We start from the raw sequence: 18,477 nt of genomic DNA, 5'->3' as shown, positions 1-18,477 counted from the left end.
GTTGCTGCTGGCCTGCTGGGCCGGGATCTGCCCCACCTGCCGCCGCACATTACCCAGACACGCCCAGCCCATCCCCACCTAACCAAGCCCTACTAGCACCTCGTCGACTGCCTGAATGATGATCTCGGGTTGCTCAAACGGAATCTGGTGACTGGCCCGCTTGGCGACCATCACCTGCCCGTGCGGGGACTGGCCGGCCAGAGCGCAATGGTCGGCTTTCAGATGCTCCAGATGCGCTTTGGGCATCCATGGCCGCCTGCCCGCCATGATCACGCGGATGGGCACAGGCGGCAACCCGCTCTCCTGAGCGACCTCGCGCATGGCGTTCTGCATCCCGGTCAGAGTGACGGCCAGTTCGCGCAGCGGCTGCGCGTTGGTGCCGCCGAACATCGCACGCAGGCGCAGTAGCCGTGGGGCAAGAAGGAACGACAGGTCGCGTACGAGCGCTGAGCCTGGCGGGGTTCCGCTGGCGGTTGGATCCACGAAGACCAGTCCCGCCACGTCACTGGGATAGCGGGTGGCATAGAACTGGGTGACGAGCCCGCCGTAGGACCAGCCTACGAACACCACTGGCAGTTCAAAATGCAGGGCGTGAAGAAGTCGGCGCAGGTCGTCGGCCATCTCGGTGACGGTATGGGCCTGCGATCCGCCGGAGCGGCCAACGCCGGCCCGGTCGTAGGTCACCACGGTGGCCCGCTCGGCTAACATGCGCTCCAGGTCCTCTCCCCAGCCGCCTATGCCCTGGCCTGAGCCGCCGCAGTCGAGAACCACGGTAGGGCCTTTCCCGCGGACCTGTGCGCAGAGCGCGTGATCGCCTACATCGACCATCATCGGCGTCGGGACATCGTTGTTTCCAGGTCTCTCATCCCACTCCATGATGTCAATTTAGATTGACAATCATGTTGATGTCAACTGAGGTTGACGCATGACCGAGGGCCTCAGCATGGGCAGGCATGATCACACTCGTGCGATTGCCGCGGATGGGTCGTAGCTGGTCAACGCCTCTGACGATCAGACGGTGCGATCGTGGAGCACTCGCATAGGTCGGCTTCCTCATCGCCCTTACGAGAGGTGGTGATGCCTTGCGGCGGTGCGGCCTGGTGCGGTGCGTTGATAGGTACGGCGGGGCCGACGGTCGGCGGGCGGGCCGATTCCCGCCGCCGTTCGAGACCGGCGCCCACGCCGCACGCCCGGACGGCGGGCGGTGGGAGGGCCGTGCGGCGGCGCACCGCGCCGCCGCCTTGAAAGGGATCGGGCACGCAACGGGCACGGGAGCGAAAAAGGGCCGAGTGAAGATCAAAGCCCAGGTTAAGGCGACACGCCTGACCTGGGCTTTTGTCTGTCCGAGAGGGAGTGGAGCCTAGGAGATTCGAACTCCTGACATCCTGCTTGCAAAGCAGGCGCTCTGCCAACTGAGCTAAGGCCCCGAGATTCAAGCCGGCGCCTGGAGACGACCTGCTTCAGTCGTACACCGTAGCAACAGAAACCGCTCCTACGCCAATTGAATCCGTGCGCGGCGTCGTGTCGGATGGCTCCGAGCGGACGGGCTTCGAGCGGGACGAGGATCAGTGGGCGGCGGTGGCCAGGGGGGACTCGGCGGGCGCGCCGTCAAGGAGAAGTCCGGGGAGATCCGCGATGGAGTCGAGGATGTGAGTGGCTCCCCCGTTGAGGAGGCGTTCCCTGCTGTGGACACCGGTCAGGACGCCGCCGACCACCGCCGCGCCGGCACGGCGGCCGCAGAGCATCTCGCTCTCGGAGTCCCCGACGACGGCGACCTGGCGTACGTCCTCGATACCGAGTCGCATGACCGTGGCGAGCACCAGGTCGGGCATCGGACGGCCACGGCCGGTGTCCTCGGGGCACAGGGCCAGATCGAGCCTGTCGGACCAGCTCAGGGCAGCCAGCACGCGGCCGAGCGTGACACGGCTGAAGCCGGTGGTGAGGCAGATCTTGACGTCGGCACCGCGGAGCTTGTCGAGCGCCTCGACGATTCCGGGCAGTGGAACCAGGCCCGCGCGTCCGATGGCGCCCTCGTAGGAGCGCTCGAAGGTCAGATTGGCCGCCTGGGCCTGGGCCTCGTTGTCCGGGAAGATCCCCCGGAAGACATCGATCTTGGAGCATCCCCGGGACCGGTGCACGTGCACCATGGCACGAGCGTACGCACCGGTCCCGGGCACGATGCCCTGCGTGGCGATCGCCTCGGCGAACGCCCGCTCAACCATGGCGACGTCACCGATCGTGGTGCCTGGCAGATCCAGGCAGACAAGCCTGATGGGCTTTACTCCATCTTGGGCAAGGACCATGAAAGCACCCGAATCGGTAGCCGCGTCTGTCAGTTCTCGCTGCCGGTGGCCTCGGTCCACAGGTCGAGCTCGGCGCGGTCGGCCTGCACCTTGCGCCAGACCAGCAGCCCCCCGAGGGCGACGAGCGCCAGAACGAGCAACTTCTTCACGGTGTGACCCCACTTCTTGAGAAGTCTCACCTGCCGGGGTGAGACAACGCCCGGTTCGAACGGTTCCCTGCAGCCTAGCAAGGGATCGGGCCATGACCTGGTCCGCATGACAAGCGTCACAGCCGATCTACGCTAACCGGGTAATTGTCACTATCATCCCGCACGACTCGCGATCCGATGATCACAATCTGCCATGAATCCTGTTGCAAAACCGCCCGCGTTCTTACGATAACCCCCGGAGCGGGCCGCTCCATCCGCCCGAAAGTTCCGGTCACCGGCCGCCAGGAAGGTTTCTGCCCGGACATCGCGGTGACCAGCATGTCCGCTCGCTCCGGCGCGATTACCGGGGGGCGCGAATGTCCCAAACCCTCTCGCTATGGATCGGTCAGGCGCCCTGAACAAGATCGGCGTAGTCGGGGTGACGATCTATCCATTCCCTGACGAACCAGCAGAGAGGCGCGACCTTGGCCTCTTCGGCGCGGGCCGCGTCCAACGCGGTGCGGACGAGTGCGGATCCCACCCCGTTGCCCTCGTACTCCGGCTCGACCTTGGTGTGGGGATAGACGATGACCCCGTCACGCCGGACGAGCTCCAGCCGCCCCGCGCGCCTGCCGTCCACCGTCGCCACGAAGGAATCGCCACCGGGGGAGAGCTTGACATCCACCTGCATGGAGGTTCTCCTTTGCCAGACCGCCGTACGACGGTTCCCTCTTCAGCCGATTCCGCGAGACGTTCATTCCCATGTGTGCAGATCTTCGGCGGACGCGATGGCCGACTGGTTTCTGCGCACCGAAACACGAAACCGGCAAACCATACCAAAAGGCGCCCAGCTGAAGGATGATGAGAGCAGGTACCGGCACCGCCGATGCCTCATGGCGATCAGCCGACACACCTGCGCCGTCACGACAGACGTTGACTGACCCTCATGCCCCACCCAGAAGGTGATCACAATGGTAGGTGAGGTCAGCCACGGCTCACTGCGCGTTCTCTTCACCGATCTGCCGGGCGGCCTACGCTGCGAGGGAGAGATCGACCTCTGTACGCGGCACGTCCTGGTGCAGGCCCTCGCCATGGCGGCGGAGCGCACCCGCGGCGATCTGTATGCCGATCTCCAGGGTGTCGACTTCGTCGACGTGGGCGGTCTGCGGGTGCTGGCGGAGATCGCGTTCGGGATGGCGGGCGACCGCAGGCTGGTCGTCAGGGGGCTCCAGCCGCACGCGTGGCGGATCGCCGAGCTCTGTGGCTGGGCGGAGGTGCTCGACAACAGGTCCGGAGAACGTATCCGTCAGTGGGATAACAACTGATCACTCCTCGGCTGTAGCGTAAAAGTCCTCTAGAGAAATTCGGAGGATCTCAAGCTGAGCACCGGCCGGCTCCAGACTTGAGGTAACCGCGACCCGGCGGCGGCATCCGGCCGCCTTCCCTCCCCTCGACCGTCCACAGAGGTGTACCCGTGAGCGCTGCCGTCCGCGTGACCGATGTGTCCGACCCCTCGGTAAAGGAGATGGTCCTGCTGAGCCTGGCCGGCGAGCTCGACTACACCAATGCCGAGCGGTTCCGTCACGACCTGCACCAGGCCATCGGCCAGGACCGGGGTGACCTTGTCATAGACCTGACCGATCTGACCTTCTGCGACTCCACGGGAATCCAGCAATTCCTGAACACCCGCAAGATCGTCCAGGACCGCGGAGGCAGCATCGTCCTGGCCAATCCGCACCCCCGCCTGAAACGAATCCTCCACCTGACCGGACTCGCCCAGGCCTTCGGCATCCAGCCCACCGTCGCCGACGCCGTCAAGGCACTGCGACCACAGCAGTCCGCCCCGGATATTCACGGTGGATGACCGTCGTAAGTTGGCAACGATCGGGCAGGTGTCTAGCATCGTGTAACTCATCTGCAACGCCCTGATTCTGGAGCAAGTCGGCTCGTCCCCCGGTGACTGCCAGACAAGGCGACGTCAAGGGGGTGTCGTGATCGGCGACCACGGCCAGCACTGGCCGATCGACGAGGATCTCAGCGCGTTGCGAGAACGTCTCCACCATCACGCCACCCAGGCCGGCCTGCGGGGCGAACGCCTGAACGACCTCCTCCTCGCCACCAACGAGGCGGTCATCAACGTCCTGGAGCACGGCGGTGGCAAGGGCGCCGTGGACGTCTGGCAGGACGAGAGCCACCTGACCATCGACGTCACCGACACCGTGGGGCTCCTGGCCACCGAGCACATCCCGGCGAAACGCCCCGCGGGCACCGTTCGAGGTTTCGGCCTGTGGCTGATGACCCAGCTGTGCGACGAGTTCACCATCGAGCAGATCGCCGGAGGCTCCCGGGTCCGCCTGCGGATGGACCTGCGCTCCCCATCGGCGCGGATCGGGGCGCTCAGCCACGAAGACCCCGGTCAGGAAGAGGTCCGGGCCGCGTTCTGAGCCTCGATCGTCATGGGCCCCAAGCCCCGTGACGCGAGGGTCCACCGGAAACCCGCCACGGCCCCTCGTCAGGGTCCGGCCGATCACCGCCGGGCCTTTTCTCGTCTCTCCGGAAGATGTGCGTGTCCGGAAACGATCCCCAGGAATGGTCACCCGGCACTACCGGAGTGTGCTGGGCTAAACACCTCTACCTCTGGCAGACGGGTCTGGACCTGCTGACGGCCCCGATCCCGGGCTGCCGACCAACCGGGCATCACCGCCCGCAAAGGGGTCACCGACGCGTTGGGGGGCGCACCGGGACCGTCCTCACGACCGTCAGCCATCCTGAGCGTTCCGGCCGAACCGGAGAGGTCGGCTCGTACGCAATCCTTGACCACCCGCTGGCAGAAGGGCGATGCTCCGTCCCGATGTCCGCGATACGCTCGTTTAGCCAGGTCAGCGCATTACCTCGCTGTTTTCCCTGACCGTTCTCCGCGGAACCGTGGCGGCCGCCGACGGCATGTGAGGACGTGCCGCGGCATCGCCCCGGGCCGGGTTCACGGTAGGCCCGACCCACGGAAAACCGTCCTGGCTCCCCTCGCGCCTTACTCAACCGTGTTCGGGCTCGGAAGGGATGGTCCTTATGAGGGTTGTCGTCGACCTGGCGCGCTGCCAGGGGTATGCCCAGTGCGCCTTCCTGGCCCCGGACGCGTTCCGGATGCAGGGTGAGGAGGCACTCGCGTTCCACTCCAGCCCCGACGACGCGCAGCGGGACCAGGTCCTGCGTGCGGCCGCCGCCTGCCCGGTCCAGGCGATCCTGGTCGAGACACCTGGACCGTCATGAGCAGCGAGCAGAGCCTGAAGGCGTTCAGGCGTGACGGCCGCATCGTGATCGTCGGCGCCTCCCTCGCGGGGCTGAGAGCCGCGGAGGCGCTGCGCGACGAGGGCTTCACCGGATCGCTGACCCTCATCGGGGACGAGGCGTGCGAGCCCTACGACCGGCCTCCGCTCTCCAAGCAGGTCCTGACCGGCTGGGTACCCGCGGACGGCACCGCGCTACCCCGGCGCCGCGAGATCGGCGCGGAGTGGCTGCTCGGCGTGGCCGCCTCGGGGCTGGACCTCGCCGGCAAGCGGGTGTGGCTCGCGGACGGGCGGGAGGTTCCCTACGACAGGTTGCTGATCACCACCGGGGTACGTGCCAGGTCCTGGCCCGACGAGGCCGAGGCCGCACTGGACGGCGTGTTCGTGGTCCGCACCCGCGACGACTCCGGTCGCCTGCGGGAGCGGCTGGACGCCGGGCCCGGCCGGGTGCTCGTCATCGGGGCCGGATTCGCCGGTTCCGAGATCGCCTCCGTCTGCCGCGAGCGCGATATACCGGTGACCGTCGCCGAGGTCGCCGAGGCCCCGCTGGTGGGAGCACTCGGCAGCATGATCGGCTCGATCGCCGCGGACCTCCAGCGTGCGCACGGCGTCGACCTGCGCTGCGGTGTCCGGGTCACCCGGCTGGAGGGCGACGGGCAGGTGCGCCGCGCTCACTTCTCCGATGGAGAGACGATCGACGCCGACGTGGTGGTGGTCGCGCTCGGCGGTGTGCGCAACACCGAGTGGCTACAGGACTCGGGGCTGGCCGCCGGCCGCTGGGGGGTGGCCTGCGACTCGGGGTGCCGGGCGTTCGACATCAACGGCCTGGTCACCGATGACGTCTTCGTCGCCGGGGACGTGGCGCGCTGCCCGCACCCGGTCTACGAGTACCGGTTCCTGTCGCTGGAGCACTGGGCCAACGCGGTGGAGCAGGCCCAGGTCGCGGCGCACAACATGGTCAGCCCTCCGACCGACCGCTGGCCGCACCTGTCCATGCCGACGTTCTGGTCCATGCAGTTCGGCGTCAACATCAAGTCCGTCGGTGTTCCGATCATGGCGGACGAGATCACCGTCACCCAGGGGGCGGTGGAAGAGCGCCGGTTTGTCGCGGCCTACGGGTACCGCGGCAGGGTCATCGCGGCCGTCAGCTTCGACAACGCCAAATGGCTCGACCACTACCGGCAGCTGATCGAGACGGCGGCCCCCTTCCCGCCCTCCTGCCCCACCCCCGACCAGCCCGCCGACATGAAGCCGGTCCCCGCCCGCTTCCCGGATCCCCTCATCATCACCCACGGAGCCACCGTCATGGTCACCGGCCACGAGCCGAGCGAGCGGCGCGTGGCGTTCGCACGGCCGGGCCGTTGAACCCGGGCAAACCTTAGGAGAAGCGGTCATGACAGTCGCTCAGGCGCCCAGCACTCTCCAGCGGATCCTCGACTACTCCAACCGGGCCGACCCGTACCCGCTCTACGCGGAACTGCGCAGGAGGCCGGTGGCCCGGCAGGAGGACGGCGACTACGTTGTCAGCACCTACCGGGAGATCAGCACGTTGCTGCACGACCCGCACCTCAGCTCCGACGCGCACAGCCTCGAACACCCGGGGCCCGCCCTCGCCGAGCGCGGGGACCCACCGGCGTTCATCGGCCTCGACCCGCCGCAGCACGACCGGCTGCGCCGCATGGCGATGCGGCACTTCGGCCCCCCGCACTCACCCACGCTGATAGACGACATGCGACCCGACCTGGCCGCCATCGTCACCGGCCTGATCGAGAACCTGGCGGGCAGGGACCAGATCGACGTCGTGGACGACTTCGCCTATCCCTTCCCGGTCACCGTGATCTGCCACCTGCTCGGCGTGCCCCGCGAGGACGAGCCGCGATTCCACCGGTGGGTCGAGGCGATCGTCGCGCTGCTCGACTTCGACCCCGCGACGGACCCTCAGGAACGCCTGCGGGAGGGCGTGCAGGCCCGCAAGGACCTCAGGCACTATCTCGCCGAGCTCCTGGAGAGCCGCCGCGGCCGGCCACCGGGCGACGACCTGCTGTCCCGGCTGGCGAGCGACGAGGGCCCCGACGGGCGCATGACGGACGAGGAGATCGTCAGCACCGCCAACCTGCTGCTCATCGCGGGTCACGAGACGACGGTCAATCTGATCACCAACGGCGTGCTGACCCTGCTGCGCCACCCCGATGTGCTGGAGCGCCTGCGCCGTGAGCCTGAGATGATCATCCGGACGGTCGAGGAACTGCTGCGCTACGAACCTCCGGTGCACATCATCCCCTGGCGGGCCGCCTACAGCGACCTCACCGTCGCGGGCGTCACCATCCCGAAGGGCTCGCGGATCACGCTCATGCTCGCCTCCGGCAACCGCGACCCCGCGTACTTCCGTGACCCCGACCGGTTCGACCCCGATCGGCAGGACAACCGGCACCTCGGTTTCGGCAGCGGCATCCATCTGTGCTTCGGCGCCCCCCTGGCCCGGTTGGAGACGCAGATCGCACTGAACGGGCTGGTACGCCACCTGGAGAATCCCCGGCTCGTCGCCGACCCGCCCCCGTACCGGCAGAGCGCGGTCCTGCGCGGCCCGCGCCACCTGCTGGTCAGGCAGGGATGACGGGTGGTCACCGGCTCCACATCCCGATCCTCACCGGCACCCCGGATGAGGCGTGCAGTACGGGGGCGCCGTCCGGGGCGGTGAGCCCGCCCGCCTGGAGGAGGTCCTCCTCCAGGCGGATCAGCCGGGCGTGGCGCAGCGGCCAGTCGGGGTGCTCGATCTCGGCGTGGGCCGTCCGGCCCGCGACCGTGGTGAACAGCCGGTAGCGGGCGGTCAGGAAGTGCGCCAACTCGTCGCGCTCCGGCTCCGCGAGCGGCGGACCGATCTCCACGTCCGCGTCGCATCGCGCGCCCGCCGGCCCGGCCCGGCGGCGGCAGCGGTAACCGCGCCGCTCACCGTCCGCGCGGACGGACATGCCGGACCAGAAGTAGGGCAGCCGGTAGACGACCCGCGCGCCGAGCACCGCGAGCAGGCGCCCGGCGTCCAGCGACAGGAACCAGACGCCGTCGCGCCCCCGGTCATCTCGTACGTACGTGCGCACGTTGGTCTCGGGGAATCGCGACAGCCACGGCAGGGCCGGCGAGTGCGGCGCCCGTACGTCCTCCATCAGGAAGGTGGTGAGGCCGACCCAGGCGGCGCCGTCGAAGGTGTCCACCGTGAGTCCGGCCGGCAGCAGCCGCTGGATCTCGGCGGGTGGGTACCGCCAGTGCATGAAGGTCATCTCGGACCAGCGGTGGTACATGACCGGCCGGGCCACGCGCAGGGACGGAGGAGCCTGCATGGTCTGCTCCTTGTCGAGTGACGACGGTGCTCACGTGACGGCGGCGTCCGGGACGGTGAGGTTCCTGAGCCAGGTCTCGTCGCCCGTCATGTGCCGGTCTTCCCGGTTGGGAGCCGCGCATGCGCTGCGCGGCGATCCCGCCGCCGACCGAGGCGGGCTCACGGCGAGTGGGTTCCTCCGCCCCGGCATCCACTCGCTTATCTTGGCCATGGCGCCGCACACCTGCCTCACGCCATGACCGCAGGCGAGGAAGACTCGCCTCGACTCTCGACAGGGAACAACTCATGATCTTCATCGCCGTCAAGTTCACGGTCCGTCCCGAGCGGGCCGAGGAGTGGCTCTCGCTCGTCGACGACTTCACCCAGGCCACCCGCAGCGAGCCCGGGAACGTCTTCTTCGAATGGTCCAGGAGCGTCGAGGTGCCCGGCCAGTTCGTCCTGCTGGAGGCGTTCGCCTCGCCCGCGGCAGGCGAGGCGCACGTGAACTCGGAGCACTTCAGGACCGCCATGGCCTGGATGCCCGAGCTGATCACGAAGACGCCGGAGATCATCAACGTCGAGGTACCCGGCGAGGGCTGGTCGCAGATGGCGGAACTGTCACCGGCCCAGGGCTGACCAGAGATGATCACCGATCGTTGACGGCCTCCAGTCGCCGAGACAGGTGCGGGTGGTCTGCCCGGCGAAGGCGGCCAGGCTGAGGGTGTCGGCGTACAGCGTGTCCTGATGACCGAGGAAACGGCACGCCTCAAAGAACGAAAGATCGCCCATCACCTTCACCGCGACGGCCTGCGTCGCGGTGATCTCCGGGTGGGAGGGCGGCGGTCCCGGCCGGCATCTGACGTCGGCCGAACAACGGACTCTGGGACGACATGGTCACACATGTGAACAGCTTCCGCGTACAAGACCATCTGCAAGTTGGAGAGGCTTGACAACGATGTCAACAGCGGGAGTTCGGACCTATCCGCCCTATCTCCAACCAATATGAGCTGATTTCCCGTAAGATCCCGATCTTGTCATGACCTCAAAGATCGGGGGATCTGGGATGTTGACCCGTAGGGACACGTTCAGGCTGCTCGCGGGCACCGCGGCGGCCGGAGTCGCCGCCACGCAGGCTCGTCCGGGATTCGCCGCCACCACGTCAGGCCAGACGACCGCCCCCGTCTGGACGGTCACCGGGAAGAGCACCTCGGGGCTGGCGTCCTTCGACAGCACCCTGAAAAGTTTCATGCAGGCACGTGCCATCCCGCACGCGTCCCTGGCCGTGGTGCGCAAGGGCAAGCTGATGCTGGCCCGTGGCTACAACTGGACCGCGGACACCACGTTCCAGGCAGGCCCCACCTCGCTGTTCCGCGTCGCCAGCCTCAGCAAGCCGGTCACCGCGACCGCGGTGACGAAGCTCGTCCAGGACGGGAAACTGAGCCTGTCCGCCCGGGTGGCGCCACTGCTCGGCCTGAGCACCGCCGCCGACGCCCGGCTCGGCGCCGTCACCGTGCTCCACCTGCTGCAGCACCTGGGCGGCTGGGACAGCGCGATCTCCTCGGACCCGATGTTCCAGGACCGGGCCGTCGCGAAGCTGCTCGGGGTGTCCCTGCCCGTGAGCCAGGCCAACGTCATCGAGTGGTCGAGCAGGCGCCCGCTCGACCACGCCCCCGGAACGAGGTACGCCTACTCGAACTACGGCTACCTGCTGCTTGAGAAGATCATCGAAAAGGTCAGCGGCCTGTCGTACGCCGACTATGTACAGCAGAAGGTCCTCGGCGCCGTCAAGATCAAGCGGATGGCGCTCGGCAGATCCGCGAAGAGCCAGAGGCGGTCGACGGAGGCTCCGTACTTCTCCGGGAAGACCGGGGCGACGGTGCTCGACACCTCCGGCACCGTGGTGCCCGCCCCTTACGGGAGCTTCAACATCGAGAACATGGCCGCGCACGGCGGCTGGCTCTCCTCCGCCGTCGACCTGGCGAAGTTCAGCACGATCTTCGACGGCGCGGGACCGCTCACCGCGGCGTCCATCACCAGGACGTTCGCCAAGCCGTCCATCGGGGTCAACGCGGACGGCTGGTACTACGGTCTGGGCTGGCAGGTGCGCCCGGTCACCGGCGGCATGAACACCTGGCACACCGGGTCGCTGCCCGGCACCTCGACCCTCATGGTCCGCAGGTACGACGGGCTGAGCTGGGTGGTGCTGTTCGACCAGCGTGACGACCCCTCGGGCCTCGGCTACGGCGACATCGACTCCCTGCTGCACAAGGCCGCGAACGCGGTCACCACCTGGCCGACCACCAACCTGTTCTCCACCTACGGCCTCTGAGCCCTGTGCCGCCTCCCCGGGCGAGCCCGTATCCCAGGGAGGCGGCCCGCACCATGACGACCGCATGGTGTTCTGTGGATCTTCCCGTCCGTCGCGAGGCATCCTTCGGTCGCGTCACCGGCCCGCCCGGTCGGTACGCCTAGTCCGGCAGGCGCCTGTTCCGTCCGCGCCGCCGGGAGAACCGCCACCCGGTGAAGGTGAGGCCGGCGCCCGTCACGGCCACCCCCGCGTAGATCCAGATCGGGATCGGCTGGCCGCCGCTGCCGGAGGCGTCCGGTGCAGGAGTGGCGACGGCCGTCGAGGGCGGGGTCGCCGGGGGTGGGGTCGCCGTACCGAGAGCGGTGACGAGTTCCGCGGCGAGCGACTCCCCGCTCGGCAGGTCGTCCCCGGCACGCAACGCGGCATCACCCGGGCTGACCAGCAGGTTACCGGCACAGAGCGAGGTGTTCAGTGCCACCCCCGGATCGACCGTGAGCAGGCCCGACTGGCCGGCGGCGGCGAACACCAGGTACCGCGACCCGGTGACGAAGTTGTATCCGCACGCGGCGCTGTCGGCGTTGGTGGCCACCTCGAACTCGGCGCTCGCCTTCCCCTTGTAGATCTGGTCGGCCCGGAAGGTGTAGACGACCGGCGGTGGGGGACCGAGCGGGTCTCCTTCGACCCGGCGGGCGGCCACCACCGTCCCGGTGAAGACGATCGCCGCCCCCTTCACCTGCTCGGCCGGTTCGAGGAGAGCGCAGGAGCAGGCACATGCCGTACCGGGAGCGATCACGAGGATCCCGGTCAGCAGAAGCAGAACGACGAGTAGCCGATGTCTCATGCCCTCATGACGTACCCCTCCCCGCGATGGTTCGCCATGGGGTCATGTTTGGAAATTTCCGTGCTTCTGGGGAGACGGACCCGGCATCATGACGAAATGTCTTCTGACTCCCGGACCTCGCGTGACGTGAACGACCTGCGGCGGCCCCCGTACGGCGCGGTGCTGTGCGATTTCGACGGAGTGCTGCGCCTGCACGACGGTGCCGAGCGGGCGCGGCTGGAGAGTGCCTTCGGGCTGGAGCCGGGGACGATGGCCAGGGTCGCGCTCTCGCCCGAGCTGCTGGGACCCGCCGTACTCGGGAAGATCACCTGTGCGGAGTGGGAGGCGTCGATCGTCACGGCGCTCACCGCGCTGCCTCTCTCCGCCGATCACGCCCGGCAGCTCGGTGCGGCGTTCGTCAACACCGGGTTCCGGGTGGACGAGGTCGTCCGGGGGCTGCTGGAACGGGCACAGGCCAAGGTTCCCGTCGTGCTGGTCACGAACGCGACCACCCGGCTGGAGGACGACCTCGACCTACTCGGCCTGCGCTACGCCTTCGACGCCGTGGTCAGCAGCGCCCGGGTCGGGGTGGCGAAGCCCGATCGGCGGATCTACGAGATCGCCGCCGAACACGCCGGTGTGCCGATGGACCGGTGCCTGTTCACCGACGACCGGCTGGAGAACGTCGAGGCCGCTCGGAAACTGGGGATGACGGCCGTGCACTTCCGGAGCCCCGACGATCTCCATGAGGCTCTTGCCCCGCTGCTCGACGGCGGCCACGGGCCGGTCTCCCCGTCGTAGTCGAGCGCCGCTACGGCTGCGTCAGCGCCTCGGTGGGCGACAGGCGGGAGGCGCGGATCGCCGGGTACAGGCCGGCCAGCACGCCGATGACCAGCGTGGCGCCCATCCCGCCGAGCACCGCCCACGCCGGGATCACCACGGGCCACGACACCGAGGTGACGTATCCCGCCGTGACCGCCACGCCCAGCAGCGCGCCCGCGATCCCGCCCAGCGCCGACAGCAGCAGCGACTCGGCGAGAAACTGGGTGCGGATCTGCCCCTTGGTCGCCCCCAGGGAGCGGCGCAGGCCGATCTCGCCGCGCCGTTCCAGCACCGAGATGACCATGGTGTTGGCCACCCCGACCCCGCCGACCAGCAGCGCCACCCCGCCCACGCCGAGCAGCAGCCCGGTGAAGGCCGCGTCGGCGGCCTGCTTGGCGGCCAGCGCGTCGGAGGGACGCGACACGTCGACCTCGTTGGGGGCCTCCGGGTTGGCGGTGGCGCCGAGCACCTGAGCCACCGCCTCCACCTCCGCGTCCCGCGAGCGGGTGTAGACGACGGTCGGGCGGCCGTCGAAGCCCAGCCTGGACTCGGCCACCGGCCAGCCGACCAGTGCCGCGGTGTCCAGTTCGGGCGCCAGCGGCGCCGGGGCCAGGATGCCGACAACGGTGAACCACACCCCGCCGACCATTACCTGGGTGTCGGGCCCCGCGTGGCCGATCCCGAGGCGTTGCGCGGTGACCGCGCCCAGCACCGTCGCCGGATAGGAGGCGGTGGCGGCGTTGAGCCAGGTACCGCTACGGATCTCGGCCCCGACGGTGGCGGGCAGCTCGGTCCGCGTGGCGTAGGTCGCGATCCCGTTCGTCTCCGCCTTGGGGATCTTTCCGGTGCGGTAGACGTCGGCGTCGGCCACCCGCCCGATGGCCGAGACCGACTCCACCGGAGCGATCCTGCCCACCATCGCCTCGGCTTCGGCCGGCAGCCTGGCCTGCTCGCCGGTCATCGTCGTACCGGGCGAGACGGTCAGCAGGTTGGTGCCCAGCTCGGACAGGGTGCGGTCCAGATCGGCACGCGAGGAGGACGAGATGCCGACCACGGCGACCATCGCGGAGATGCCGATGGCGATCCCCAGCGCGGACAGGAACGCCCGCATCGGCCGGGTGCGCAGGCCCACCACGCCCACCTTGAGCACATCGCGCGGCCACATCCTGGCCGGTCGCAGCATCTCGGCGGTCATCGACCCACCTCCGAGACCGCGGCCTCGGGCCGCGCGCTGTCGAAGGTCACGCGGCCGTCGCGCATCCGCACCCGGCGGGGCAGTGACTCGGCGATCTCCCGGTCGTGCGTGATGATCACCACGGTGGTGCCTCCCGCGTGCAGGCCGCGCATCAGCTCCATCACCCCGGCCCCCGAGGCGGAGTCGAGGTTGCCGGTCGGCTCGTCGGCCAGCAGGAGCGGGGGGTCGCCCGCCACCGCCCGCGCCACCGCGACGCGCTGGCGCTCGCCGCCGGACAGCTCGTGCGGCTCATGGTCCATCCGGTGGCCCAGCCCGACCCGCTCCAGCGCCGCCGCCGCCCTGCGCCGCCGCTCGCCCGGCCGCAGGCCGGAGTAGAGCAGCCCGTCGGCCACGTTGTCCAGCGCCGTGACGCGCGCGGCGAGGTGGAACTGCTGGAAGACGAAGCCGATCCGGGTGGCCCGCAGCGCCGACAACCCGGCGTCACCGAGCCTGCCCACCTCGTAGCCGTCGATGCGCACGCTGCCCGTGGTGGGTCGGTCCAGGGTGCCGAGCACGTTGAGCATGGTGGACTTGCCCGAGCCCGAGGGGCCCACGATGGCGACGAGCTCGCCGGCGCCGATGTCCAGTGAGACGCCGGCCAGCGCGGTGACGCCGCCGGGATAGACCTTCGTCACATCGCTCAGCGAGATCACTTCGGCATCCCCACGACGACTCCCTCGGTGATCCCGTCACCGGAGATCTCCACCCGGCCGGCCGCGAACAGGCCCGTCGTGACCGGGACGTAGGAGGACGTCGAGCCGTTGACGATCTCGACGCCGAAGCCGCCCTCCCGCAGCGCCAGCAGCGCGGCGACCGGGACGGTCAGCACGTCCTTGCGCCTGCCCGCGGTGAAGGTGACATCGACCGAGGCCATGGCGTAGGCGGCGGCCGCCTTCTGCGCCTTCCCACCGCGCAGCTCGACGACCACCTCCACGCTGGTCGTGGGGCTCTGGCCCTGGCCGCCCGGCTTGATCACGGTGGACACCTCCTTGACGCGGCCGCCGATGGTGGTGTCGTCGGGGAGCGTGACGGTGACCTTGCCGCCCTTTTTGGCCAGTCGCTGCTCGGAGGCGTCGAGTTCGACGGTGACGGCCTTGGCCGTGCCGGAGTAGGTCAGCACCTTGCGTCCCGGGCCCGTCGGGTCGCCCTCTCCCGCCTGGAGGCTGTCGACGCGGATCGCGCCGGGGGCGAACATCACCCGGCCGAGTTCGACCTCGCCGCTCTCCTCCAGACCCCGGTCCTCCTGCCACTGTCTGACGGCCTCGGCGGTGGAGTAGGTGTACTCGTCGTCGACCGTGAAGCCGGTGTAGCCCAGCGCCTTCAGATTCCTCTCCAACTGCTTGACGTCGGGGCCCTCGTCGCCGATCCGCATCGTCCGGTAGGCGGGCAGCGTGCCGTACATCAGCACGACCGGCCTGTCGTCCACCTGGTACAGCGCTCGGCCGCGGGTGACACGGTCGCCGGTGCCCGGCAGGTGGGTGAGGGTGCCGGGCAGCCGGTTGGTGGCGGTGCTGGTGGTGCCGTAGCCGAGCGCGCCGTCGGCGGTGTGCGTGTCGGTGAGCGTCTGCCTGGTCACCGGGACGGTCTTGGGCGGCAGCCGGGTGGCAGGGGCGTCGGCCGCGGTGCCGTCGCCCATGCCCAGCACGCCGGCGGCGGCCGCGCCGCCCACGGCCATGGCGACGATCGCCAGGACGATCTTTCCACCGCGGCGCGCGCGACGTCGTGGGCGGGTCTCCTCCGTGGTCACTGCGAGCCGCCGGCCGTCATGATGTCCTGGCACTTCTGCTGGGCGGCGGGGAAGTCGGGGTCCTCACCGATCTCGGGGGTGATCATGATGCCGCGCTGGCCCGGCTTGGGATCGGGGAAGCTCTCCAGACCGTTCTCGCGCATGCAGGCCGCGTAGGCGCGGCCTCGCTCCTCCGCCTTGGGGTCGGCGGCCCCGGACCTGTCGCCCTGCGGGTTGAACTCCTGACATGCCTGCATGGCCTTGTCCACCGTGGACCTGTCGACGCCGCTGTTCTTGTCGAACTTGAGCTGGATGCGGCCACCCTCCGGGTCCTCCATGGGCACGCCGTTCTCCCGCATGCACTGGGCGAACCTCACGCCCTTCTCCTCCTGGCTCAGGGTCGGGGCGGCGCTGCCGCCCGCCTGCTTGGCCCCGCCGTCGGCCGAGGCCACTGTGCCGGTTTCGGGCGCGGCACCGCATCCGGTCACGGTCAGGGCCAGTAGCAGTGCCGCCAGCGCATGGTGCGTCCGCAGTCGCATGGTGTCGTCTCCTCTGGTCGCGGCCGGAGCGTTTCCGGCCCTTCGGGAGGTGATGCAAGCGGGTGCGGTGTTTCCCCGGCGTTTCCAGGAACGATCGCTAACGTGGAGGAAACACCGGGGCGGCCACCATGGAGGCATGCGAGTTCTGGTGGTGGAGGACGAGCCGTTGCTCGCCGAGGCGATCGCGGAGTGGCTGCGCGAGGAGACCCACGCGGTCGACGTCGCCCTCGACGGAGCGGCGGCGCTGGAGCGGGCGGGCGTCAACGACTACGACGTGGTCGTGCTGGACAGGGACCTGCCGGCCGTACACGGCGACGAGGTCTGCCGGGAACTGGTCGAGGCGGGGACCGGCGCGCGGGTGCTGATGCTGACCGCGGCCGCCGAGATCACCGACCGGGTCGAGGGCCTGTCGCTGGGCGCCGACGACTATCTCAGCAAGCCGTTCGCCTTCCCCGAACTGGCCGCCCGCGTGCTGGCGCTCGGGCGCCGGTGCCGCCCCGCCACGCCGCCGGTGCTGCGCCGCGCGGGCATCACCCTGGACCCCGCACGCCGCGAGGTGTTCCGCGACAGCCGCTACGTGCCGCTGGCCAAGAAGGAGTTCGCCGTGCTGGCCGAGCTGCTGCGCGCCGACGGCGCGGTGGTTCCCGCCGAGTACCTGCTGGAGAAGGCGTGGGACGAGTACGCCGACCCGTTCACCGGTGCCGTCAGGCTCACCATCCTCAAGCTGCGCCGCAAGCTCGCCGACCCCCCGGTCATCGAGACCGTCACCGGAGTGGGGTATCGCATCCCGTGAGGTCCCGGACACTGCTGCCGCGCCGCATCACGCTGCGGGCCCGGCTGACCCTGATCTACGGCGGGCTGTTCCTGGTGGCCGGGATCGTGCTGCTCGGCGCCACCTACACACTCTTCAGCCAGCAGCTCACCTCCAGGACGAAGGTCATCACCATCGGACGCTCGACGCCCACCGCCGACGTCATGTACGGCCCGCCGTCGGCCACCCGGCTCGACGCGGAGCAGACGGAGCAGTGGATGAGGCAGCAGCAGAGCACCCTGCACGAGGCCGCCACCACCTCGATGCTCACCCTGGGCGGCATCGCGCTGGTGGTCGTCGGCGGCGCCGCAGCGGGTTTCGGCTGGCTGGTCACCGGCCGGGTCCTGGCACCCCTGCACCAGGTGACCGAGACCGCCAGGCGGATCGCCGCGGCCCCCGCCGCCGACCGGGGACTGCACGAGCGGATCGCCCTGCGCGGGCCCGACGACGAGGTCAAGGATCTGGCCGACACCTTCGACGTCATGGTCGAGCGGCTGGACCGCTCCTTCGACGGGCAGCGGCGCTTCGTCGCCAACGCCTCCCACGAGCTGCGCACCCCGCTCACCCTGGGCCGGGCGCTGGTCGAGCTGGCCATGCACCGCAAGTCGGCCTCCGAGGACGTCAAGCAGCTTGGCGAGAACCTGCTGGAGATCAACACCAGGCACGAGCGGCTCATCGTCGGGCTGCTGCTGCTGGCCGGATCGGAGAACGAGATCACCGAGCGGCTTCCCGTCGATCTGGCCGACGTGCTCAGCCATGTCGTGGCGCAGTGCGCGCCCGAGGCCGGGCAGGCCGGGATCGAGATCACCGAGCACGCGGGGGAGGCGCTCACGCTGGGGGATGCCCTGCTGCTTGAGCGGATGGTGCACAACCTGGTGGAGAACGGAGTGCGGCACAACGCCAAGGAGGGTGGTTGGGTGCGGGCGACCAGCCGTGTCAGAGCCGACGGCAGGGCCGAGGTCGAGGTGAGCAACAGCGGGCCGACGGTGCCGCCGTACGAGCTTCCCGCGCTGTTCGAGCCGTTCCGGCGGCTGGGCGCCGAGCGCATGGTCACCGCCAAGGGGGCGGGGCTGGGCCTGTCCATCGTGCGCTCGGTGGCCCGCGCGCACGGGGGTGAGGTCGCCGCCCGCCCGCGGGCCGGCGGCGGCCTGGTGGTGACCGTCACCCTGCCGGGGCAGTGAGAGGGGTG

Annotated in this window: 22 protein-coding genes and 1 tRNA gene; 11 read left to right on the top strand and 12 right to left on the bottom strand. The window is 69.5% G+C overall.

Annotation, left to right across the window (positions count from 1 at the left end; genetic code table 11):
• Positions 1-78 precede the first annotated feature (78 nt).
• From ACWD3H_RS02480 to ACWD3H_RS02460, 5 genes are all read right to left on the bottom strand, one after another.
• Positions 79-876, bottom strand: coding sequence for an alpha/beta fold hydrolase (locus tag ACWD3H_RS02480; protein WP_451953757.1), 798 nt, complete (start codon positions 874-876; stop codon positions 79-81).
• 478 nt (positions 877-1,354) lie between these two features.
• A tRNA-Ala gene (locus ACWD3H_RS02475) sits at positions 1,355-1,427 on the bottom strand.
• Between the two features lie 138 nt (positions 1,428-1,565).
• Positions 1,566-2,303 (bottom strand): HAD family hydrolase, encoded by a 738-nt coding sequence (locus ACWD3H_RS02470; RefSeq protein ID WP_451953756.1) that lies wholly within the window; start codon positions 2,301-2,303, stop codon positions 1,566-1,568.
• A gap of 29 nt (positions 2,304-2,332) precedes the next feature.
• Entirely contained in the window at positions 2,333-2,452 is a 120-nt protein-coding gene (locus ACWD3H_RS02465) for a DLW-39 family protein (protein WP_211264163.1), read from the bottom strand.
• A 385-nt stretch (positions 2,453-2,837) separates the two neighbouring features.
• Positions 2,838-3,122: a GNAT family N-acetyltransferase gene (locus ACWD3H_RS02460; RefSeq protein WP_355555119.1), complete on the bottom strand. Its 285-nt coding sequence runs from the start codon at positions 3,120-3,122 to the stop codon at positions 2,838-2,840.
• 280 nt (positions 3,123-3,402) lie between these two features.
• On the opposite strand from ACWD3H_RS02460, the gene ACWD3H_RS02455 reads away from it, so the two are divergent.
• The 6 genes from ACWD3H_RS02455 to ACWD3H_RS02430 all read left to right on the top strand — a co-directional run bounded on the left by ACWD3H_RS02455 (position 3,403) and on the right by ACWD3H_RS02430 (position 8,329).
• A complete protein-coding gene (locus ACWD3H_RS02455; protein WP_451953755.1) occupies positions 3,403-3,756 on the top strand; it encodes an STAS domain-containing protein in 354 nt (117 codons plus the stop codon).
• Between the two features lie 149 nt (positions 3,757-3,905).
• A complete protein-coding gene (locus ACWD3H_RS02450; protein WP_355555123.1) occupies positions 3,906-4,295 on the top strand; it encodes an STAS domain-containing protein in 390 nt (129 codons plus the stop codon).
• A gap of 127 nt (positions 4,296-4,422) precedes the next feature.
• Positions 4,423-4,875, top strand: coding sequence for an ATP-binding protein (locus tag ACWD3H_RS02445; protein ID WP_451953754.1), 453 nt, complete (start codon positions 4,423-4,425; stop codon positions 4,873-4,875).
• Positions 4,876-5,497: 622 nt separating this feature from the next.
• The gene (locus ACWD3H_RS02440) at positions 5,498-5,698 is read left to right on the top strand and encodes a ferredoxin (protein WP_350913799.1); all 201 of its coding nucleotides are present in this window, start codon (positions 5,498-5,500) and stop codon (positions 5,696-5,698) included.
• A complete protein-coding gene (locus ACWD3H_RS02435; RefSeq protein ID WP_451953753.1) occupies positions 5,695-7,080 on the top strand; it encodes an NAD(P)/FAD-dependent oxidoreductase in 1,386 nt (461 codons plus the stop codon). Before ACWD3H_RS02440 ends, ACWD3H_RS02435 begins: the two co-directional genes overlap by 4 nt.
• Positions 7,081-7,108: 28 nt before the next feature.
• Positions 7,109-8,329, top strand: a complete 1,221-nt coding sequence (locus ACWD3H_RS02430; RefSeq protein WP_355555130.1) for a cytochrome P450 — start codon at positions 7,109-7,111, stop codon at positions 8,327-8,329.
• Positions 8,330-8,336: 7 nt separating this feature from the next.
• Here the strand turns inward: ACWD3H_RS02430 and ACWD3H_RS02425 are convergent, their stop codons facing one another.
• Positions 8,337-9,050: a YqjF family protein gene (locus tag ACWD3H_RS02425; protein ID WP_355555132.1), complete on the bottom strand. Its 714-nt coding sequence runs from the start codon at positions 9,048-9,050 to the stop codon at positions 8,337-8,339.
• A gap of 284 nt (positions 9,051-9,334) precedes the next feature.
• On the opposite strand from ACWD3H_RS02425, the gene ACWD3H_RS02420 reads away from it, so the two are divergent.
• Complete coding sequence (locus tag ACWD3H_RS02420) at positions 9,335-9,664, top strand: putative quinol monooxygenase (protein WP_451953752.1); 330 nt, start codon at positions 9,335-9,337, stop codon at positions 9,662-9,664.
• On the opposite strand, the gene ACWD3H_RS02415 is transcribed toward ACWD3H_RS02420, so the two are convergent.
• The gene (locus ACWD3H_RS02415) at positions 9,647-9,850 is read right to left on the bottom strand and encodes a pectinesterase family protein (RefSeq protein WP_451953768.1); all 204 of its coding nucleotides are present in this window, start codon (positions 9,848-9,850) and stop codon (positions 9,647-9,649) included. The genes ACWD3H_RS02420 and ACWD3H_RS02415 overlap by 18 nt on opposite strands.
• A gap of 241 nt (positions 9,851-10,091) precedes the next feature.
• Here ACWD3H_RS02415 and ACWD3H_RS02410 point away from each other — a divergent pair, with 241 nt between their 5' ends.
• Complete coding sequence (locus ACWD3H_RS02410; RefSeq protein WP_451953751.1) at positions 10,092-11,357, top strand: serine hydrolase domain-containing protein; 1,266 nt, start codon at positions 10,092-10,094, stop codon at positions 11,355-11,357.
• Between the two features lie 139 nt (positions 11,358-11,496).
• Here ACWD3H_RS02410 and ACWD3H_RS02405 read toward each other — a convergent pair whose 3' ends face one another.
• Positions 11,497-12,177, bottom strand: a complete 681-nt coding sequence (locus ACWD3H_RS02405) for a hypothetical protein (protein WP_451953750.1) — start codon at positions 12,175-12,177, stop codon at positions 11,497-11,499.
• A 96-nt stretch (positions 12,178-12,273) separates the two neighbouring features.
• Here ACWD3H_RS02405 and ACWD3H_RS02400 point away from each other — a divergent pair, with 96 nt between their 5' ends.
• Entirely contained in the window at positions 12,274-12,957 is a 684-nt protein-coding gene (locus ACWD3H_RS02400) for an HAD-IA family hydrolase (RefSeq protein ID WP_451953749.1), read from the top strand.
• 10 nt (positions 12,958-12,967) lie between these two features.
• Here the strand turns inward: ACWD3H_RS02400 and ACWD3H_RS02395 are convergent, their stop codons facing one another.
• From ACWD3H_RS02395 to ACWD3H_RS02380, 4 genes are read right to left on the bottom strand one after another with little or no spacing between them, the layout of a single operon-like run.
• Positions 12,968-14,173 (bottom strand): ABC transporter permease, encoded by a 1,206-nt coding sequence (locus ACWD3H_RS02395; protein ID WP_451953748.1) that lies wholly within the window; start codon positions 14,171-14,173, stop codon positions 12,968-12,970.
• On the bottom strand, positions 14,170-14,865 hold the full coding sequence (locus ACWD3H_RS02390; protein WP_355555143.1) for an ABC transporter ATP-binding protein: 696 nt from the start codon (positions 14,863-14,865) through the stop codon (positions 14,170-14,172). The genes ACWD3H_RS02395 and ACWD3H_RS02390 overlap by 4 nt, the downstream gene beginning before the upstream one ends.
• Positions 14,862-15,959, bottom strand: coding sequence for a peptidoglycan-binding protein (locus ACWD3H_RS02385; RefSeq protein WP_451953747.1), 1,098 nt, complete (start codon positions 15,957-15,959; stop codon positions 14,862-14,864). The genes ACWD3H_RS02390 and ACWD3H_RS02385 overlap by 4 nt, the downstream gene beginning before the upstream one ends.
• A complete protein-coding gene (locus ACWD3H_RS02380) occupies positions 15,956-16,477 on the bottom strand; it encodes a hypothetical protein (protein ID WP_451953746.1) in 522 nt (173 codons plus the stop codon). The genes ACWD3H_RS02385 and ACWD3H_RS02380 overlap by 4 nt, the downstream gene beginning before the upstream one ends.
• A 136-nt stretch (positions 16,478-16,613) precedes the next feature.
• Between ACWD3H_RS02380 and ACWD3H_RS02375 the strand changes: the two genes are divergently transcribed.
• Together ACWD3H_RS02375 and ACWD3H_RS02370 are read left to right on the top strand one after the other, a co-directional pair.
• The gene (locus tag ACWD3H_RS02375; RefSeq protein WP_350913772.1) at positions 16,614-17,270 is read left to right on the top strand and encodes a response regulator transcription factor; all 657 of its coding nucleotides are present in this window, start codon (positions 16,614-16,616) and stop codon (positions 17,268-17,270) included.
• Complete coding sequence (locus tag ACWD3H_RS02370; protein ID WP_451953745.1) at positions 17,267-18,469, top strand: sensor histidine kinase; 1,203 nt, start codon at positions 17,267-17,269, stop codon at positions 18,467-18,469. The genes ACWD3H_RS02375 and ACWD3H_RS02370 overlap by 4 nt, the downstream gene beginning before the upstream one ends.
• Positions 18,470-18,477: the final 8 nt, after the last annotated feature.

This window comes from Streptosporangium sp. NPDC002607 (genome assembly GCF_053592655.1).
Note: the sequence above shows the minus strand (reverse complement) of the source record. Positions and strands in the feature narration are given on the sequence as shown.